The sequence below is a fragment of the Actinocatenispora rupis genome, from assembly GCF_016861975.1.
GTDB lineage: Bacteria > Actinomycetota > Actinomycetes > Mycobacteriales > Micromonosporaceae > Actinocatenispora > Actinocatenispora rupis.
Genome location: NZ_BOMB01000012.1, coordinates 75,683 through 93,468, shown reverse-complemented (window position 1 = coordinate 93,468; position 17,786 = coordinate 75,683). Strand labels below are relative to the sequence as shown.

Sequence of the window (17,786 nt, the reverse complement as noted above, 5' to 3'; positions counted from 1 at the left end):
GATCTGCGGGGCATTCATCCTCGGTGTGCGCTCCGGGCTGGGGGTCGCGGCGCCCACAACACGCCGTGCCACGCGGGCCGGTTGCGCGCTACCGTGCTGGACTCATGACCGACTACCTCACACCAGCCCAGGTCGTCGAGCGTTTCTCGTTCAGCCACGACACCCTCCGGTACTACGAGCGCATCGGCGTCCTCAACCCGGTGCGGCGCTCGTCCAGCGGACACCGGCGGTACGCCGCGGCCGACGTCGAACTGCTCGACCTCGTCCGGTGCCTGCGCGACACCGGGATGCCGGTGGCCGCCATGCGCGCGTTCGCCGACCTGGTACGCGGCGGGGACACCACGATCCCGGACCGCATCGACCTGCTCGCCGACCACGACGCCCAGCTCGCCGCCCACATCGACCTGCTCCAGGAACGCCAGCGCCACATCCGCCACAAGATCGACTGGTACCGGTCGGTGCTGGCCGGCGACGACTGACGTCAGGGGAGCAGGATCACGTCGAGGTGGCGGGGGCCGTGCACGCCCTCGACCCGGTTGAACTCGATGTCCGAGGTCGCCGACGGGCCCGAGATGAACGTCAGCGGCCGGGTGCCGTCCAGCCGGGCCAACGCCTCCGGTACGGTCGCCGCCACCTGCTCGGACTCCACCACGCAGATGTGGTGGTCCGGTACGAGGGTGATCGCGCGCCGGCCCTGCGTCAGCCCGGAGTCGAGGACCAGGGTGCCGGTCTCGGCGATCGCCACCGCGCAGCCGGTGAGTACGGAGTCGGTCTCGTCGAGCGTGGCCAGCGGGTACGGGAAGTTCGCGGAGTCGCGGTAGACGGTGCCGGTGTACCCGGCGTGCCAGTCCTCGGGTACGTCGTGCGGGACGAGCAGGGTGCCGCTGCCGCGCTCGGTGAGCAGCCGGGTGACGGTGGCGCCCAGGTCGTCCAGCGTGCAGCGGTGCACGGCGGCGCGGTAGTCGGAGACCCGCTCGTCGAGCAGGTCGAGCAGCCGGGCCGGGTCGCTCTCGCCGGCGTGCCGGTAGTCGCGGGCCACCGGTACCTGGTCGGCGGTCTCGTCGGCCGGTACGTCCCGCAGCGCGATCGCCAGCCGCGTCATGATCTCCTCGCGCGCGGTGCTCATCGCGCCTCCCCGTGGGTCTTGCGCCACCAGTCGCGGAACGACTGGCGGGCCGGCAGCGGCGCGTCCCGGGACACCGTCCACGCGGACAGCGGCCACGGCAGGTGGCCGAGAGTACCGGCGGGACCGCCCGGAGGTGTGCGCTTCCCGGCGAGCAGTCCGGCGATCGGCCCGGTCGCGGTACGCGCGGCGCGCAACGCGTTCTCGTACCGGCGCTGGTCGGACATGACCCAGGCGAGCGTACGCATGGCGGTGCGTTCGGCGGACGGGCGTTCGCGGGCGCCGTCCACGCCGGTCTGCCGCAGGTGGACGAGTACCTCCGGGATGTTGATCTTGACGGGGCACACGTCGTAGCAGGCGCCGCACAACGACGACGCGTACGGCAGGGACTTGTTGCGCTCGACGCCGGTGAGCTGCGGCGAGATGATCGCGCCGATCGGCCCCGGATACACCGAGCCGTACGCGATACCGCCGGTGCGCTCGTACACGGGGCAGACGTTGAGACAGGCGGAGCAGCGGATGCAGGCGAGGGCCTGCCGGCCGACGGTGTCCGCGAGCGTCGCCGAACGTCCGTTGTCGAGCAGCACGATGTGCACGTCCTGCGGACCGTCGCCCTCGCGTACGCCGGTCCAGGTGGAGGTGTAGGGGTTCATCCGCTCCGCCGTCGACGACCGCGGCAGCAGCTGCAGGAACACCTCCAGGTCGGCGAACGTCGGCACGATCTTCTCGATGCCGACCACGCTGATCAGCGTCTCCGGCAACGTCAGGCACATCCGCCCGTTGCCCTCGGACTCCAGTACGACCAGGGTGCCGGTGTCGGCGACGGCGAAGTTCGCCCCCGACACCGCGACCTTCGTCGACAGGAACTTGCGGCGCAGGTGCCGGCGCGCCGCCTCCGCGAGTACGGCCGGGTCGCTGGTGAGCGCGTCGTCCGTGTCCGGCATCTCGCGGCGGAAGATCTCCCGGATCTCCGTACGGTTGTAGTGGATCGCCGGTACCAGGATGTGCGACTGCTCGCCGCGGTCCAGCTGGACGATCAGCTCCGCCAGATCCGTTTCGTACGCGGTGATGCCGGCGCGTTCGAGCGCGTCGTTGAGCTCGATCTCCTGGGTGACCATCGACTTGACCTTGACCACCTCGTCGCTGCCGGTGGCCCGGACCAGCTCCGTGACGATCCGGTTCGCCTCCGCGGCGTCCCGCGCCCAGTGCACCGTCGCGCCCGCCGCGGTCGCCGCCTGCTCGAACCGTTCCAGCAGCTCGGGCAGGTGCCGCGCGACGCGTTCCTTCAGCGCCCGGCCGGCCTCGCGCAGCTCCTCCCAGTCGTCGACCTCGTCGACCACGTGCGCGCGCTTGTCCCGGATGGTGTGCGTGGCGCGGCGGATGTTCGCGCGCAACTGCGTGTCGCCCACCGCGACCTTCGCCCGCCGCGGGAACGCCTGCGGCGGCGCCAGGTGGCCGGATCCGTGCGGTAGCAACGGAAGCATCCTGCGTTCGGTCATGTCGCCTCCGCGGTCGTCAGTCGGTGGGCGTCGCGGTCGGTGCCGCCGGCGCCGGCTCCGTACGCGGCGGCAGCGTGCCGTCGGTGGCCGCGAGGATCTCCGCGTAGTGCACCGACCGCACCCCCGTACGGAGCCGGCCCAGGCCGCCGGAGATGTGCGCGAGGCACGAGTTGTCCGCCGCGGCCAGTACCTCGGCGTCGGTGTCCAGCACGTGCCGCACCTTGTCGGCCAGCATCGCCGTCGACACGTCCGGGTTCTTCACCGCGAACGTGCCGCCGAAGCCGCAACACTCGTCCGCCGCCGGCAACTCCACCAGATCGATGCCGGACACGTTGCGCAGCAACCGTTCCGGCCGGTCGCCGAGCCGCAGCATCCGCAACCCGTGACACGTCGTGTGGTACGTGACCCGGTGCGGGAACACCGCGCCCAGCTCCGTCACCCCGAGCACGTCCACCAGCAGCTCGGACAGCTCGTACACCCGCGGGGCCAGCTCGGCGACCCGCGCCGACAGCGCCGCGTCCCCCTCCGCCAACCTCGGGTACGAGTCGCGCACCATCGCCACGCACGAACCCGACGGCGCCACGACCGCCTCGTACCCCTCGAAGACGTCGACGAAGCGCCGCACCAGCGGCAACGCCTCCGCGCGGTACCCCGAGTTCGCGTGCATCTGACCGCAGCACGTCTGCGCGGCCGGGAACTCCACCGTGTGGCCGAGACGCTCCAGGATCGTCACGACCGCCTGCCCGGTCCCCGGGTACATCAGGTCGTTCACGCACGTGACGAACAGTCCGATCCGCAACGCCTCACTCCTCCGTCGAGTTTCGGCCGGTGACAACATCCTGCCCGCTCCCGCCGGTGAACACGACGATATGGCGGGTACGCGCGGCCGTCAGGTGGTCGGTCATCGCCGCCGCCGCCGCATCCGGATCACCCGCCGCGACCGCCTCCGCCACCCGGTGGTGCTCCGCGCCCGTGTCCGCCACCGGCCGACCCGGCAGGTACAACCGGTGCAGGTGCAGATGGGCGTGCAGCCGGCGGATCGCCTCCGCCAGCATCGGGTTCCCCGACAGGTCCGCCACCAGCTCGTGGAACCGCGCGTCGTGCGCCGTGAACGCCGCGTACCGCCGGTAGCTCGGCCGCGCGCCACCCGGATCCGTCCACGCCGGCGGCTCGTCACCCGCCTCGTCCGGTGGAACCGCCGCCGCCCGCAACCCCGGGAACGCCGCCGCCGGCGCGCGCGCCGCCGCCAGCCGCGCCGCCGGAACCTCCAACAGCAGACGCATCTCGAACAGGTGCGCGAACTCCGCCGCCGTCAACAACGGCGTCGTGCTGTACCCCGACATCGGCCGCTTGCGTACCAGACCGTCGGACTCCAGGCGCGCCAACGCCTCCCGTACCGGAGTGGGGGAGACGGTCAGCTCGCGCGCCAGGGCGTCGATGTTGACCCGCTCGCCCGGGGCGATCGCCAGATCCATCACCTGGGCCTTGACCGACTCGTACACGTCGTCGGCCAGGCTGGACCGGGGCGTGGGTCGGTCGGGCATCGTCTCCACCGGGGTTGGGTGATTTGGGCGGTGTGTCGGCTGGGGTCCGCTTTCGCGGATTGTTCAATTGTCTCATTGTTCAACAGTGTCATTGTCCAATTGTTGACTTGTTGAACAAGTGCACAATCGGCGCTCGCTCCAGGATCCTATAGGATCTGGGCCGCACCCGAGGAGCGAGGAGTGGCCATGGACCCCACGAGTACGGCCCGGCTCGGTCGTACCGAGCTGTCGGTGACGCGGCTCGGCCTCGGCACCGCACCGCTGGGCGGCCTGTTCGACCGGGTGGGTGACGAGGCGGCGGAGGCGACGGTCCGCCGCGCCTGGGACCTGGGCCTCCGCCTGTACGACACGGCCCCCCTGTACGGCTACGGTCTGGCGGAACGCCGCCTGGGCGCCGGCCTCGCGGGCCGCCCCCGTGCCGACTACGTCCTGGCGACGAAGGTGGGCCGCATGCTCGTACCGGCGGGCAGTGCGGGCGAGTCGGCGGGCCAGGACGTGTACGTGGAGGAGTCCGGGCTGGAGCCGGTCTTCGACTACTCGTACGACGCGACGCTGCGCAGCATCGACGACAGCCTGAGCCGGCTCGGGGTGGACCGGATCGACGTGGCGCACATCCACGACCCGGACGAGCACTTCGCGGAGGCGCTGGCCGGGTCGTACCGGGCGTTGGCGGAGTTGCGGTCGCAGGGCGTGATCGGCGCGGTGAGCGCGGGGATGAACCAGTCGGCGATGTTGACGCGGTTCGCGCGGGAGGCGGACTTCGACTGTTTCCTGCTGGCGGGGCGGTACACGCTGCTGGACACGTCGGGGCTGGCGGATCTGTTGCCGGTGGCGGCGGAGCGGCGGATCTCGGTGGTCGCGGGCGGTGTGTACAACTCGGGCTTGCTGGCGGATCCGCGGCCGGGCGCGATGTTCGACTACGCGCCGGCGCCGGCGGAGCTGGTGGACCGGGCGCTGGCGGTGCGCGCGGTGTGTCAGCGCCACGGCGTACCGCTGAAGGCGGCGGCGATCCAGTTCCCGTTGGGGCATCCGGCGGTGGCGTCGGTGGTGATCGGTGCGCGGAGTGTGGCCGAGATCGAGGAGAACGTGGCCATGTTCACCCATCCGATCCCTGAGCAGCTATGGTCCGAGCTGAAGTCGGAGAAACTGCTCGCGGAAGAGGTGCCGACCCCGTGATGCCGCGTAAGACATCCGATCATCTGGTGGTCGACGCGCATCACCACCTGTGGGATCCCGCCCGGGGGTACGAGTGGCTGGAGGCGCCGGAGCTGGCGCCGATCCGGCGGGTGTTCACGGCGGACGAGCTGCGGGTCGAGCTGGCCGCGCACGGGGTGCACCGGACCGTACTGGTCGAGGGCGGCCGGTGCCACGCCGACGAGGTGGCCGAGCACCTGGCGATCGCGGACAGTACGCCGCAGATCGCCGGCGTGGTCGCCTGGGCGGACCTCACCGATCCGCGGCTGGCCGACACGATCTCGGCGTACCGGCGGCTGCCGGGGGCGCGGAAGCTGGTCGGCATCCGGGACCAGGTGCAGGGCCGGCCGGCGCCGGGCTTCCTTGCCGAGCCGGTCGCCGCGAAGGGCCTGGCCACGGTCGGCGCCGCCGGTCTCGCCTTCGACCTGGTGGTACGGGTGGACCAGGTGCCGGCCGCCGCGCTGGCCGCCGCGGCCGCGCCGGACGTGCGGTTCGTGCTGGACCACCTGGGCAAGCCGCGGATCGCGGCCGGGAGCCGTGGCCTCGCCGAGTGGCGTACGGCGGTGGCGCCGCTGGCGGCGTGCCGGAACGTCACGGCGAAGCTGTCCGGTCTCGTCACCGAGGCCGACTGGAGTACGTGGACGGTCGACGACCTGCGGCCGTTCGTGGCCACCGCGGTCGAGCTGTTCGGGCCGGACCGGCTGATGTTCGGGTCGGACTGGCCGGTGTGCACCACCGTCGCCAGCTACGGCCGGGTACTCGCCGCGTTGCGCGAGGCCCTGCCCCCGTTGACCGACGCCGAACGCGCGGACGTGTTCGGCGGTACCGCGATCCGTACGTACCGACTGGAGGTTGGAAGCACGTGAAGCTGATGCGGGTGGGCCCGGAGGGCTCGGAGCGACCGGTACTGCGCACGGACGAGGGCACGTACCTCGACCTGACGCCGGTCACCGCCGACATCGACGGCGCGTTCCTCGCCGGCGGCGGCGTCGAGCGGGTGCGCGCCGCGTACGCCGCCGGCGAACTGTCCGAAGTGGACATTGCCGGGCAGCGGATCGGTGCGCCCGTCGCCCGGCCCGGTGCCGTGCTGTGCATCGGGCAGAACTACGCGGCGCACGCCGCCGAGTCCGGTGCCGAGCCGCCGACCGTGCCGATCCTGTTCTACAAGGGCAGCAACACCGTGGTCGGTCCGTACGACGACGTGCTGATCCCGCGGCGCAGCGTGCAGACCGACTGGGAGGTGGAGCTGGCGGTCGTCATCGGCAAGCGGGCGTCCTATGTGGACTCGCCGGAGTCGGCCCTGGAGTACGTGGCGGGCTACGCGGTCTCGAACGACGTGTCGGAGCGGACGTTCCAGATCGGCGAGTCCGGCGGGCAGTGGTCGAAGGGCAAGAGCTGCGCCACGTTCAACCCGCTGGGGCCGTGGCTGGTGACCGCGGACGAGGTCGGCGACCCGCAGCAGCTCGGCCTGCGCTCGACCGTCAACGGCGAGCCGCGCCAGGACTCCAGCACCGCCGACATGATCTTCTCCGTGGCGTACCTGGTGCACCACCTCTCCCAGTACCTGGTGCTGGAGCCGGGCGACGTCATCAACACCGGTACGCCGCAGGGCGTCGCGCTGTCCGGCCGCTTCCCGTACCTGGTGGCCGGTGACGTGATGGAGCTGTCCATCGACGGTCTCGGCGACCAGCGCCAGTCCCTCAAGAACGCGTAAGGAACCCCTCATGGCGACGATCATCGCGGTGGACACCGAGGACATCCGGTTCCCCACCTCGCGCGAGCTGGACGGCTCGGACGCGATGAACCCCGACCCCGACTACTCCGCCGCGTACGTGGTGCTGCGCACCGACGACCCGGCCGTACCGGACGGGCACGGGTTCACGTTCACCATCGGGCGCGGCAACGACGTGGTGTGCGCGGCGATCCGCGCGCTCGCACCGCTGGTCGTCGGGTCCGATGTGGACGGTCTGGTCGCCGACCTCGGCGAGTTCGGCCGGCGGTTGACGCACGACTCGCAGTTCCGGTGGCTGGGCCCGGAGAAGGGCGTCATGCACCTCGCCGCCGCGGCGATCGTCAACGCCGCCTGGGATCTCGCCGGGAAGCTCGCCGGCAAGCCGGTGTGGCGGCTGCTGTCGGACATGAGCCCGGAGCAGATCGTCGACCTCGTCGACTGGCGGTACCTGACCGACGCGCTCACCCCGGCCGAGGCGCTGGACATGTTGCGGGACAAGGTGTCCGGTCGCCCGGAGCGGATCGAGCGGCTGCTCGCCGGCGGGTACCCGGCGTACACGACGTCGCCCGGCTGGCTCGGGTACGACGACGAGAAGGTGGTGCGGCTGGCGAAGCAGGCGGTCGCCGACGGCTTCACGCAGATCAAGCTGAAGGTCGGCGCGGACCTGGCCGACGACGTACGCCGGTTCAAGGTGGCGCGGGAGGCGGTCGGGCCGGACGTGCCGATCGCCGTCGACGCCAACCAGCGCTGGGACGTACCGGACGCGATCGAGTGGATGGCGGCGCTCGCACCGTACAAGCCGTACTGGATCGAGGAGCCGACCAGCCCGGACGACATCCTCGGGCACGCGGCGATCCGGCGGGGCGTCGCGCCGGTCAAGGTCGCCACCGGCGAGCACGTGCAGAACCGGGTGGTCTTCAAGCAGCTGCTCCAGGCGCAGGCCGTGGACATCGTGCAGATCGACGCTGCCCGGGTCGGCGGCGTCACCGAGAACGTGGCGATCCTGTTGCTGGCGGCCAAGTTCGGCGTACCGGTGTGCCCGCACGCGGGCGGCGTCGGCCTGTGCGAGCTGGTGTGCCACCTGTCGATGTTCGACTACGTCGCGGTGTCCGGGTCGCTGTCCGGCCGGGTCATCGAGTACGTCGACCACCTGCACGAGCACTTCGTCGACCCGGCCCGCATCGAGCGCGGCTCGTACGTGGCGCCCACCGCACCCGGGTACTCGGCGGAGCTGCTGCCCGCATCGATCGCGACGTACCGCTACCCGGACGGGCCGGCGTGGCGCTGACGGTCGACACCGGTCGCGGTGCGGAACCCGGTCCGCTGACGGCGCTGCGCGTACTGCGCGGCGCCGTCGACGCCGGGCACCGCGACCCGGACGACCCGGCCGTACCGGTGGTGTTCACGGCGGGGCCGCTGACCGGCTCCGGCGCACCGGGTACGGCCCGGGTCGCCGCGGTCGGGCTGTCCCCGCTGTCCGGCTGCGTCGCGGAGACGCGCGCCGAGGGCCCGTTCGGCCCGGCGCTGGTCGCGGCCGGCGCACCCGTGCTCACCCTCACCGGCCGCGCCGAGCACCCGTCGTACGTGCTGGTTCGGGACGGCGTGGCGACCGTGCACGACGCCCGGCACCTGTGGGGCCTCGGCACCGGGGCGGCCACCGACGCGCTGGCCGCCGAGTACGGTGGCGTTGCGGGGATCGCGGTGATCGGGCCCGCCGGCGAGCGTCGCGCCCGGTACGCCTCGGTCGTCACCGCGCGCCACTTTCCCTTGCCGCGCCTGGGTTTCGGCGCGATCCTCGGCGCCCGCAACGTCAAGGCGATCGTGTGCGTCGGCGCCGCCGCCCCGCCCGTCGCCGACCCGGCCGCGCTCGCCGCCCTCGCCACCGGGTACGCCGTGGCGCAGGTCGACAACCCGCTGACCGCCTGGCAGCACGACCCGCCCGGGTTCGGCGTGTGGGCCGGCGCGGTCACCGATCCCGGGTACGGCGCGGTCCGCAACTACGGCGACACCCGCTCGCTGCCCGGCCCCGGGCTCGCCCCGAACCGCTTCTCCCGCCGGCTGACCGACGTCGGCGCCTGCCCCGGCTGCCCCACCGACTGCATCAAGATCTTCACCCCCGCCGACCCCGGAATCCGAGTCGCCGCACCGCATCCCGCCGCGGATGTCGACCAGCCCGGCATTCACGCCACCGCCGCGGAGGTCGACCGCGAACCGGCCGCACGTTCCACCGGGTCCGGGATGCACGCCCCCGCAACGGATTCCGCCCCGGACACCGGCCAGCCCGGGATGCGTGGCACCGCAACGCCTGTCGCCACCGCCGACGTGTCGTCTACTGTGGACATTGCGGCGGCTGGGACCGACGGCGCCGCAACGCATTCCGGCGCGGGAGCGGCGGGGTTGCATCAGGAGGCGGTGGCGGCGCTCGGCCCGAACCTCGGGATCGACGACGCCGACACGGTTCTCGCCGCGAACGCGCGCTGTCAGGATCTCGGCCTCGACCCGGTGTCCGCCGGCGGCACCCTCGCCTGCCTGTACGAGGCGGCCGAGGCCGGCCTGACCCCGCCGGAGTGGCGCGTTCGGGGGTTCGGCGCGGATCCGGTGCCGTACCTGGCGGAGATCGCCACCGGTACGGGCGAGCTGGCCGAGGCGCTGCGCGACGGCGCCGCCCGCCTGGCCGTACGGTTGGGCGCGCCGCACCTGGCGATGACCGTACGCGGGGTGGAGTTGCCGCCGTTCGAGCCGCGGATCCAGCCGGGGCTGGCGCTGGCGTACGCGATGGCGCCGACCGGCCCGCGCTACGACGCGGTCGAGCACGACCTGGACTTCGACCCGGACGAGGGCGCCCCGCACAGCTACCCGGAGTTGCGGCGGCTGGGGCTGTCCGTACCGGAGCCGGCGCGGCGGCTGGACACCGCGCGGGCCGAGCGGACCGCGACGTTGATGTGCCTGTGGTCGGCGCTGGACGCGCTGGTGGTCTGCCCGTACGCGAGCACGCCGACCCGGCCGTTGACGGTCGCGCGGATCGGCGAACTGGTCCGCGCCGTGACCGGCCGTACGGTCGGCACCGACGAACTGCTGGCGCTGGGTGCGGCGCGACTGCGCGCCCAGCACGGGATCAACGTGTCGCTCGGCATCGGTACCGCGGCGGCGTTGCCGGACCGGATGCACACCGAGCCGGTCGCGACCGGCCGGTACGCCGGTGCGGTGCTGGACCGGGACGCGTTCACCGCGGCGCTCGGCGTACTCGCCGGGCGGCTCGGACTCACCACGACGAACGAGGAGTAGCAGACATGGCGGAACTGGACGGTCTGGTCGCGGTCGTGACCGGCGGCGGCTCGGGCATCGGCCGGGCGTGCGCGGAGGCGTTCGTGGGGGCGGGTGCGCGGGTCGGCGTGCTCGACATCGACCCGGGCGACGGCACCGACGCGGTACTCCCGGTGCCCGCCGACGTGACCGACCAGGCGTCGCTGGACCGGGCGATGGCCGCGGTGGCGGAGCGGTTCGGCGGGATCGACATCGTGGTCAACAACGCCGGCATCAGCTCGGTGGGCACGGTCGCGGACAACGACGACGCCGAGTGGCACCGCAACCTCGACGTGAACGTGGTCGGCATCGCGCGCACCACCAAGGCCGCCCTGCCGTACCTGCGGCGCAGCTCGCACGCGGCGGTCGTCAACACGTCGTCGATCGCCGCGACCGCCGGCCTCCCGCAGCGCGTCCTGTACTCCGCGACCAAGGGCGCGGTGCACGCGATGACGCTGGCGATGGCCGCGGACTTCGTCGGTGAGGGCATCCGGGTCAACTGCATCGAGCCGGGCACGGTGGACACCCCGTGGGTGGGCCGGTTGCTGGCGCGTACCGAGGATCCGGCGGGGGAGCGCGCACGGTTGGAGGCGCGGCAGCCGATCGGCCGGCTCGTCGCCGCGGACGAGGTGGCGCGGGCGGTGCTGTACCTGGCGTCCCCGGCGTCGGGTTCGACCACGGCGACCGCGCTGCCCGTCGACGGCGGCATGTTTGGGCTCCGGCTGCCCCGCGCCTGACCCGCCGCTGACCCGCGGTCCGTACGGTGGTGTGGTACCGGGTCGACGCCGGACCACACCACCCGTCCGGTAGGGGTACGACGTCGAAGAGTGATGTCCGCGGCGTGCTAGCGTCTTCGGCGACCAGGGCAGCAGGGAGAGCAGTGACGATGCAGGTGTTGGTGACCGGCGGCGCCGGATTCGTCGGAAGCCGGCTCGTCCGGGGTCTCCTCGGGGAGTACGGGGACATCCGGATCATCTCGGTGGACAACTACTTCACCGGCACCGAGGCGAACCACGTCGCCGACGAGCGGGTGACCTACCTGCACGACAGCACGGTCAACATCCGCAAGCTGTGGGCCAACCACGGTTTCGGCGACCTCGACGCCGTCTTCCACCTCGGTGAGTACTCGCGGATCCCGCAGTCGTTCGACGAGCCGGACCGGGTGTGGGAGTACAACCTGCACGGGACGAAGGAGGTCGTGAGCCTCGCCCACGAGCACGGGGCGAAGCTCGTGTACGCGGGCTCCAGCTCCAAGTTCGGCAACGGCGGCCAGGACGAGCACCTGAACCCGTACGCGTGGACCAAGGCGAAGAACGTCGAGTACATCCGCAACTTCTCGACGTGGTACGGCCTGGACCACGTCATCACGTACTTCTACAACGTGTACGGGCCGGGGCAGATCACCGACGGGCCGTACGCCACGGTCATCGGCATCTTCGAGACGCAGTACGCCAAGGGTGAGCCGCTGACCGTCGTGGAGCCGGGCACCCAGACCCGCGACTTCACGCACATCGACGACATCGTCGCCGGCATCCTCACCTGCCACCGTTCCGGTTCCGGCGACGGCTACCTCCTCGGGTACGGCAAGGAGCGCAGCCTCGTCGAGGTCGCCGAGATGTTCGGCGCGCCGTACGTGCTGGTGCCGGCGCGGCGCGGGGAGCGTACCCGGGGGCAGGCCGACACCGACAAGGCGCGCGCCCTCGGCTGGCGGCCGACCATCGACCTGCCCGACTACATCGAGCAGGTCAAGCGCGACCTGCGCTAACCGTCGCGGTGCTGGGCCAGCGCGGGGGACCTCCGGCCCGCGCCGGCCACGACGGGCGCCGCCGGCAGCCGTACGGTGAAGGTCGCGCCGCGGCCCGGCGTGCCCGCCGCGGCGATCGTGCCGCCGTGGCTGGTGACCACCTCCCGGACCAGCGCGAGCCCCAGCCCGAAGCGGCGCCCGGCCCCGTGCTCGCCGCGGGCGAACCGGGCGAAGATCCGTTCCGCCTCGCCGGGGTCCAGCCCGACGCCGTCGTCCGCGACGCGCAGCACGACCTCGCCGGAGTCGTACGCGAGGGTGAGGGTGACGGTGCCGCCCGCCGGGGTGTGCCCGATCGCGTTGTCCACCAGGGCGTTCACGACCCGGCGCAGCGACGCGGCGACACCCGTGACCGGGCAGCTCTCCGGTACGTCGACGGTCAACGTCAGGCCGCGCCGGTCGGTGCGCGCCGACTCGGCCGCGGCCACCTCGCGCACCAGCCCGGCCAGGTCCACCGGTACCGGATGGGCACCGTCCGGGCCGAGCTGCGCGGCCAGCAGCAGATCGTCGAGTACCTCGCCGAACTGGCGGGTGCCGGCGACGACGCGGGCCGTGTCCTCGGCGAGTACGGCCGGGTCGGCGCCGGAGTGCAGGCGCCGTTCGAGGAGCTGGGCGCGGGTGTGGATCTGGGTGAGCGGGGTGCGCAGCTCGTGGCTGGCGTCGGCGACGAACGACCGCTGCCGGCGCAGCGCCTCGGCGAGCGGCCGGATCGCCCGCCCCGACAGCAGCCGGCCGCCGGCGAGCGCGCCGAGCAGCCCGGCCACCTCGGCCAGCGCGAGCGCCAGGTAGAGCCGGTCCCGTTCGGTCGCCTGGTACCGCAGGTCGAGCGTGGCCTGCGCGACCCGCCCCGGATGCCACTCGGTACGCACCAGGTAGTCGATGCCGCCGACCCGGTGCCGGGCCACGAGTACGGGGTGCTGGCGGGAGACGGCGGTCAGGTCGGTGGTGACGGGCAGCGCGTCCGGTGCCGCCGGCGTACGCAGGGTCGTGGTGCCGCGGCGTTCGAACATCCACACGCACGGCCAGGGGTGCGTGACCGACGCGGTGGACAGCGATCCGGCGAGTTCGCGCCGGCCGTCCACGTACTGGCCGCGGACCATCAGGCCCCAGGCGATCGCGCCGACGAGCAGGACGACGACGGTGATGATCGCCGCGATCTGGCCGGTGAGTACCCAGCGGCCGCGGCGGATCAGCCGTTCCTCGGGGCCGTCCGCGACCGGCCGCCGCCTCACAGCGCGCCCGCCTGGTACCCGATCCCGCGTACGGTGCGGACCGCGTCGCGGCCGAGCTTGCGGCGCAGGTAGTAGACGTACGTGTCGACGATGGACTCGGCGGGCGCGTCCTCGAAGACGCGGCGGCGCAGTTCCTCCCGGCCGAACACCATGCGCGGCCGGGCGGCGAGCACGTGCAGCAGCTCGAACTCCCGCCCGGACAGCGCCACCTCCCGGTCGCCGAGTACCGCGACCCGGCGCCCGGTGTCGAGCAGCCCGGCGCCGAGCGGAAGGCGTTCGGCGGTGTCGTGGTGCCGGCGGACCAGGGCGCGCACCCGGGCCAGCAGTTCGGCCAGCTCGAACGGTTTCACCAGGTAGTCCTCGGCGCCGGCGTCCAGCCCGGCCACCCGGTCCGCGACCGTCCCGTACGCGGTGAGGAACAGCACGGCGGACTGCACGCCCTGCCGCCGCAACCGTACGAGCAGGTCGAGTCCGTCGATCGCGGGCAGCCCCCGGTCGATGATCATCCCGTCGTACGTGGCGGTCAGGCCGAGGTGCAGCCCGCGCTGGCCGTCCGGCGCCAGGGCCACCTCGTACCCCTCGTCGCCGAGCAGGTCGGACAGCATCGGCCCGAGTTCCGGGTCGTCCTCCACCAGCAGCAGTCGCGTCACGCGTACGACCGTAACCGGCCGGGGGCGCCCCGGTTCTGAATGGATTCTGAGATTCCGTCCGGAAAGTGGTGATGTCTCATCGACGAGAGAACGGAGCAGCATGAACAGCGACCGGAGTGGGACCGCCGGCGGACCGACCGGATCGACCGTGACCCGGCACGCCCGAGCCGTGGTGGCGTTGGTCGCCCGGGTCGGCCTCGGCGTGGTGTTCGTCGCGCACGGCTGGCAGAAGCTGGTCACCGACGGGATTCCGGCCACCGCCAAGGGTTTCACCGCGATGGGCGTCCCCGCCCCCACCCTCTCCGCCTGGTACGCCGGGCTGATCGAACTGGCCGGCGGCATCGCGCTGATCGTCGGCCTGGCGCTGCCGGTCGTCGGCGTGCTGCTGTTCCTGGACATGGCCGGGGCGTTCGTGTTCGTACACGTGACGCACGGGGTGTTCGCCGGGCAGGGCGGCTTCGAGCTGGTCCTCGCGCTCGGCGTCGCCAGCCTGTACGTCGGGTTCGCGGGCGGTCCGCTCGCCCTCGACTCGCTCGTCTCCCGGTTCCGCCGACGTACTCCGGCGCCGGTCACGGGGTGAGCCGATGACATCCCATCTCGACGCATCGTGACGAACGGCCAGCTCAGCGGGCGCGGTCGCCGGGTTGGCGTACACCGGGGCTGTTGACAGCGATGCCGGCGTGGGCCTACGGTCCTTCCGGTTCGAGGACATCCCATGTCGTCGGGATGGCGCGGGGCGTTCATCGGACCGCCCAGTGCCCCCCGTCGGAAGGGACCGCGCATCATGAGACATCCGCAGCGCCGGTCGGTCCTGGCCGGTCTGATCGCGGTGGTGGCGGCCGGCGCGCTCGCCGTCACCTCCGCACCGGTCGCCGCGCAGCCCGGCGCCACCGGTGCGCGGACGCCCGCCACCACCGCGCCGGAGTTCGACCAGCAGGTACTGTTCCGGGCGCCGACCGATCTCGCGCACGGCTGCTACCGCATCCCCGCGATCGTCCGCAGTACGCACGGCACGCTGCTGGCGTTCGCCGAGCACCGGCTCGACAACTGCGGCGACGCCGGCGACATCGACCTCGTCGTCAGGCGCTCCACCGACGGCGGCCGTACGTGGGGGCCCGAGCAGGTCGTCAACCCGGGAAACGGTGACACGCATGGCAACCCGGTGCCGATCGTGGACAGCCGGACCGGCCGGATCCTGCTCGTCACCACGTACAACGCGGGCCGCAGCGACAGCGCCGGGTGCGCCGTACCGTGCCCGCGCACCCCGCACCTCCAGTACTCCGACGACGACGGGCGCACGTGGTCCGCGCCGCGCGACATCAGCGACCAGGTGCAGCGCCCCGACTGGGACTCCTGGTACGCGTCCGGCCCCAACCACGGCATCCAGCTGGCGTACGGGGCGCACGCCGGTCGGCTCGTGTTCGGCGTCAACGCCGAGACGAGCGACGGGCAGGGGCACCCGATCGCCAACCACGCCGCCCTCGTGTACTCCGACGACGACGGCGACACGTGGCACATCGGCGCGACCGACACGTACCGGTTCCCGGCGGGTGGGAACGCCACGCAGAAGCCGTCCGAGCTGAGCGTGGCGGAACGTACCGACGGGTCGATCTACGTGGCGGGCCGCGAGCAGGGCGGCACCGACATCGGCAACCGGGACTACGCGGTCAGCAGCGACGGCGGTGCGACGTTCTCGACGCGGTTCACCACGATCCCGGACCTGGTGACGCCGATGGTCGAGGGCGCCGTACTCCGGCTCGCCGGCTCGCACCGGATGCTGTTCTCGTCCCCGGCCGACACCGACCGGCGGCGCTGGATGATGGTCCGCTCCTCGTACGACGAGGGCCGCACGTGGGAGAACGCCGACCAGGGCCGGCTCGTCACCAGCGACTGGGCCGGCTACTCCGACCTGGTGCAGATCGCCGACGACAGCATCGGCCTGCTGTACGAGGGCGGCACGGTCGACGCCCGCGACGAGATCCGCTTCGCCCGCTTCAACACCGAGTACCTGGGGTTCCACAACCCGGCGGGGCCGAGTACGCCGGACACCTCGGGCAACCACGCCGACGCGCACCTGCTCGGCACCCCCGGCGGCCTCGTCCCCGGCCGGTACGGCACCGGCATCGCGCTCAACGGCACCGACAACTACGTGCGCGTGCCGTACTCCCCGGCGCAGCCGCCGGGCGCCGGTGACCTGACCTTCACCACCTGGTTCCGGTACGGGTCGAGTTCGGGCAACCAGGCGCTGTTCTGGCTGGGCGGGATGGGCGGCACCGCGCCGCAGCTCTGGCTGCGCGGCGAACCGGGCAACCACCGGCTCATCGCGATGATGACCACGTCCGCCGGCAGCGCCTCGATCGCCAGCACCTCCGCGTACGACGACCAGCAGTGGCACCACGTCGCGCTGGAACGTACCGCCGGCACGTTGCGGATGTACGTGGACGGCCAGCTCGTCGCGTCCGGCCCGGACGTCGCCGGCTCGGTGAGCCAGACCGTGTCGTTCCAGCTGCAGCTAGGTCAGCGGCTGGACAACGGGTTCCGGTTCGCCGGCACCCTCGACGAGGTCCGCCTGTACCACCGGGCGCTCGGCGCCGCCGACCTCGCCGCGGTCCGCGCCGACGCCCCGGTACGCGACGGTCTGGTGCTCGACCTGCCCTTCACCACCCTGCACTGACCACCTCCCCGAAGGCGGCCCGGCATCCCCAGGTGCCGGGCCGCCGCCCTGTCCGTCCACTGTGGACTCACACTTCTCGCGAGTCTCACTGAGCAGGACGACTCTCCTAGATCTTGGGAACAGCTGCTACGGTCGAACCGTACCGGAAGGAGCGTGATCCCTTGTCCAGCAAGCAGACCGTGTACACGCACGGCCACCACGAGTCGGTGCTGCGGTCGCACCGCTGGCGTACCGCGGAGAACTCGGCGGCCCACCTGCTGCCGCACCTCGACCCCGGGCAGTCGCTCCTCGACGTGGGCTGCGGTCCCGGCACCATCACCGCCGACCTCGCCACCCGGGTACGCGCGGTGACCGCGGTCGAGACGTCCGAGGACGCGCTCGCCCCGGCGCGGCAGGAGATCGCGGCCCGCGGCGTCGACAACGTCTCGTTCGCGGTCGGCGACGTGCACGCCCTCGACGTACCGGACGGCGCGTTCGACGTCGTCCACGCCCACCAGGTACTCCAGCACGTCGCCGACCCGGTGCGCGCGCTGCGCGAGATGCGCCGGGTGTGCGCGCCCGGCGGGGTCGTCGCCGCCCGCGACAGCGACTACGCCGGCTTCGTCTGGTACCCGGAGGTGCCGGAACTGACCGAATGGCTGGCGCTGTACCGGATCCTGGCCCGCGCCAACGGCGGCGAACCGGACGCCGGGCGCCGGCTGCTGTCCTGGGCCCGGCAGGCCGGGTTCACCGACGTCACCGCCACGTCGAGTACGTGGTGCTTCGCCACGCCGGCGGACCGGGCCTGGTGGGGCGGCATGTGGGCGGACCGCATCCTCGACTCCGCCATCGCCCGGCAGGCCGTCGACGGCGGCCACGCCACCCGCGCCGACCTGGAACGCATCTCGGCGGCGTGGCGCGCCTGGGCCGCCGACGAGGACGGCTGGATCTCCCTCGTACACGGCGAGATCGTCTGCCGCGCCTGACGATCCGCGCCCGTCCCTCCACAGTGGACGAAGCGGCGACGGGAAACGGCGAACGGCCCCGGCACGGTG

The 17,786-nt window shown here is 72.6% G+C and carries 17 protein-coding genes; 11 read left to right on the top strand and 6 right to left on the bottom strand.

The features are described 5' to 3' along the window. The first annotated feature begins 104 nt into the window (after window positions 1-104). Window positions 105-479, top strand: a complete 375-nt coding sequence (locus Aru02nite_RS10795) for a MerR family transcriptional regulator (protein ID WP_203657275.1) — start codon at window positions 105-107, stop codon at window positions 477-479. A 2-nt stretch (window positions 480-481) separates the two neighbouring features. On the opposite strand, the gene Aru02nite_RS10790 is transcribed toward Aru02nite_RS10795, so the two are convergent. Genes Aru02nite_RS10790 through Aru02nite_RS10775 form a run of 4 tightly spaced genes read right to left on the bottom strand, consistent with a single transcriptional unit; the run spans window position 482 to window position 4,166 of the window. Beyond that, window positions 482-1,126, bottom strand: coding sequence for a LutC/YkgG family protein (locus Aru02nite_RS10790; protein ID WP_203657273.1), 645 nt, complete (start codon window positions 1,124-1,126; stop codon window positions 482-484). Continuing rightward, window positions 1,123-2,622 carry a LutB/LldF family L-lactate oxidation iron-sulfur protein gene (locus Aru02nite_RS10785; protein WP_203657264.1) on the bottom strand — a complete coding sequence of 500 codons (1,500 nt, stop codon included), beginning with the start codon at window positions 2,620-2,622 and terminating at the stop codon, window positions 1,123-1,125. Before Aru02nite_RS10785 ends, Aru02nite_RS10790 begins: the two co-directional genes overlap by 4 nt. Before the next feature lie 16 nt (window positions 2,623-2,638). Next, window positions 2,639-3,421, bottom strand: a complete 783-nt coding sequence (locus tag Aru02nite_RS10780) for a (Fe-S)-binding protein (RefSeq protein ID WP_203657262.1) — start codon at window positions 3,419-3,421, stop codon at window positions 2,639-2,641. A 4-nt stretch (window positions 3,422-3,425) separates the two neighbouring features. Continuing rightward, on the bottom strand, window positions 3,426-4,166 hold the full coding sequence (locus Aru02nite_RS10775; RefSeq protein ID WP_203657260.1) for a GntR family transcriptional regulator: 741 nt from the start codon (window positions 4,164-4,166) through the stop codon (window positions 3,426-3,428). A 186-nt stretch (window positions 4,167-4,352) separates the two neighbouring features. On the opposite strand from Aru02nite_RS10775, the gene Aru02nite_RS10770 reads away from it, so the two are divergent. The 7 genes from Aru02nite_RS10770 to Aru02nite_RS10740 all read left to right on the top strand — a co-directional run bounded on the left by Aru02nite_RS10770 (window position 4,353) and on the right by Aru02nite_RS10740 (window position 12,160). Further along, window positions 4,353-5,342 (top strand): aldo/keto reductase, encoded by a 990-nt coding sequence (locus Aru02nite_RS10770; RefSeq protein WP_203657258.1) that lies wholly within the window; start codon window positions 4,353-4,355, stop codon window positions 5,340-5,342. Window positions 5,343-5,368: 26 nt separating this feature from the next. Continuing rightward, entirely contained in the window at window positions 5,369-6,226 is an 858-nt protein-coding gene (locus Aru02nite_RS10765; RefSeq protein WP_239076603.1) for an amidohydrolase family protein, read from the top strand. A gap of 5 nt (window positions 6,227-6,231) precedes the next feature. Beyond that, window positions 6,232-7,074, top strand: coding sequence for a fumarylacetoacetate hydrolase family protein (locus tag Aru02nite_RS10760; RefSeq protein WP_308446263.1), 843 nt, complete (start codon window positions 6,232-6,234; stop codon window positions 7,072-7,074). A gap of 10 nt (window positions 7,075-7,084) precedes the next feature. Beyond that, window positions 7,085-8,380, top strand: a complete 1,296-nt coding sequence (locus tag Aru02nite_RS10755; RefSeq protein WP_203657252.1) for an L-fuconate dehydratase — start codon at window positions 7,085-7,087, stop codon at window positions 8,378-8,380. Further along, window positions 8,371-10,377 carry an aldehyde ferredoxin oxidoreductase C-terminal domain-containing protein gene (locus Aru02nite_RS10750; protein ID WP_203657251.1) on the top strand — a complete coding sequence of 669 codons (2,007 nt, stop codon included), beginning with the start codon at window positions 8,371-8,373 and terminating at the stop codon, window positions 10,375-10,377. The genes Aru02nite_RS10755 and Aru02nite_RS10750 overlap by 10 nt, the downstream gene beginning before the upstream one ends. 5 nt (window positions 10,378-10,382) lie before the next feature. Beyond that, window positions 10,383-11,132 (top strand): SDR family NAD(P)-dependent oxidoreductase, encoded by a 750-nt coding sequence (locus Aru02nite_RS10745; RefSeq protein WP_203657250.1) that lies wholly within the window; start codon window positions 10,383-10,385, stop codon window positions 11,130-11,132. Between the two features lie 149 nt (window positions 11,133-11,281). Continuing rightward, the gene (locus tag Aru02nite_RS10740; RefSeq protein WP_203657553.1) at window positions 11,282-12,160 is read left to right on the top strand and encodes an NAD-dependent epimerase/dehydratase family protein; all 879 of its coding nucleotides are present in this window, start codon (window positions 11,282-11,284) and stop codon (window positions 12,158-12,160) included. Here the strand turns inward: Aru02nite_RS10740 and Aru02nite_RS10735 are convergent. Both Aru02nite_RS10735 and Aru02nite_RS10730 read right to left on the bottom strand, forming a co-directional pair. Next, the gene (locus Aru02nite_RS10735; RefSeq protein ID WP_203657249.1) at window positions 12,157-13,428 is read right to left on the bottom strand and encodes a sensor histidine kinase; all 1,272 of its coding nucleotides are present in this window, start codon (window positions 13,426-13,428) and stop codon (window positions 12,157-12,159) included. The genes Aru02nite_RS10740 and Aru02nite_RS10735 overlap by 4 nt on opposite strands. Next, entirely contained in the window at window positions 13,425-14,078 is a 654-nt protein-coding gene (locus tag Aru02nite_RS10730) for a response regulator transcription factor (protein WP_239076602.1), read from the bottom strand. Before Aru02nite_RS10730 ends, Aru02nite_RS10735 begins: the two co-directional genes overlap by 4 nt. A 100-nt stretch (window positions 14,079-14,178) precedes the next feature. On the opposite strand from Aru02nite_RS10730, the gene Aru02nite_RS10725 reads away from it, so the two are divergent. The 3 genes from Aru02nite_RS10725 (at window position 14,179) to Aru02nite_RS10715 (ending at window position 17,717) form a co-directional block, all read left to right on the top strand. After that, window positions 14,179-14,658, top strand: a complete 480-nt coding sequence (locus Aru02nite_RS10725; protein ID WP_203657246.1) for a DoxX family protein — start codon at window positions 14,179-14,181, stop codon at window positions 14,656-14,658. Between the two features lie 204 nt (window positions 14,659-14,862). Continuing rightward, window positions 14,863-16,752, top strand: coding sequence for a sialidase family protein (locus Aru02nite_RS10720; RefSeq protein ID WP_203657242.1), 1,890 nt, complete (start codon window positions 14,863-14,865; stop codon window positions 16,750-16,752). A gap of 179 nt (window positions 16,753-16,931) precedes the next feature. Next, complete coding sequence (locus Aru02nite_RS10715; protein WP_203657552.1) at window positions 16,932-17,717, top strand: class I SAM-dependent methyltransferase; 786 nt, start codon at window positions 16,932-16,934, stop codon at window positions 17,715-17,717. Window positions 17,718-17,786 lie beyond the last annotated feature (69 nt).